We start from the raw sequence: 1,116 nt of genomic DNA, 5'->3' as shown, positions 1-1,116 counted from the left end.
GGCCCGAACAGCAGGAGCGGCCCAGCCAGGGGCGGCGCCCGCAGCGGCCCTGTCCGGCCCGCCCGTAGCGACCGCGCGCCCGAAACACGCGAACCGTCGCGGCAGCGTGCCGGGAGGCCGGCGCAGGACGACGGCCCGCGCCAGCCGCGCAGTGAAAGAGCGCCGCGCAGCGAACGGAATCCGCGCAGCGAGAGCGCTTCACGCTCCGAAAGAGCGCCGCGCACCGAAAGGCCTCCGCGCAACGCCAATGCTCCGCGAGCTGCCGACGGTCCGCGCCGCGAAAGGGCGCCACGCAACGCCATCCCGGTGCGCGAAACCGAGATCGCGCCGCAACGCATTGCGAAGGCGCTGGCCCGCGCCGGCGTCGGATCACGCCGCGACATCGAACGGCTGATCGGCGAGGGCCGCATTGCCATCGACGGCACCCCCCTCACCTCGCCGGCGCTCAACATCAGCAGCTTGAAGGGCGTGACGGTGGACGGCCAGCCGGTGGCCGGCATCGCGCCGGCCAAGCTCTATCGCTTCCACAAGCCGGCCGGGTTCCTCACCACGGCGCGCGACCCCGCCGGCCGCCCGACGATCATGGACATATTGCCGGCCGGGCTGCCGCGCGTCGTCCCCGTCGGTCGGCTCGACATGAACACCGAAGGCCTGTTGCTGCTCACCACCGATGGTGAGCTGAAGCGGGCGCTGGAACTGCCGTCCTCGAACGTGCCGCGCGTCTATCGCGTCCGCGCCTTTGGTGAGGTCAGCCAGAAGGCACTGGAAAGCCTGGCCGATGGCGCCACCATCGACGGAGTTCATTATGGCCCGGTGCTGGCCGACATCGAGCGGCGCATGGGCCACAATCTGTGGCTGATCGTCACCATCCGCGAAGGCAAGAACCGCGAGGTGCGGCGCGTGCTGGAGCATGTCGGGCTGCAGGTGAACCGGCTGATCCGCATCGCCTATGGCCCCATTGGCCTCGATGACCTGCCGCCGCGCATGGCCGACGAGATACCGGAGGCCGATCTCAGGACATTGAAAGCCATGCTGAAGCCGGCGCCGAAGCCCGCCGGACGCGGCTGATGCGCGTCATTGCCGGGCGCTGGCGGGGGCGGGCGCTGGCGGCGCCGG

Annotated in this window: 1 protein-coding gene; it reads left to right on the top strand. The window is 71.1% G+C overall.

What is annotated here, in order from left to right:
* The first annotated feature begins 306 nt into the window (after positions 1 to 306).
* Positions 307 to 1,068 carry a pseudouridine synthase gene (locus tag GJV64_RS14700; protein WP_164158230.1) on the top strand — a complete coding sequence of 254 codons (762 nt, stop codon included), beginning with the start codon at positions 307 to 309 and terminating at the stop codon, positions 1,066 to 1,068.
* Positions 1,069 to 1,116 lie beyond the last annotated feature (48 nt).

It is taken from the genome of Sandarakinorhabdus rubra, assembly GCF_010994245.1.
In the GTDB taxonomy this organism is placed as follows: domain Bacteria; phylum Pseudomonadota; class Alphaproteobacteria; order Sphingomonadales; family Sphingomonadaceae; genus Sandarakinorhabdus; species Sandarakinorhabdus rubra.
Note: the sequence above shows the minus strand (reverse complement) of the source record. Positions and strands in the feature narration are given on the sequence as shown.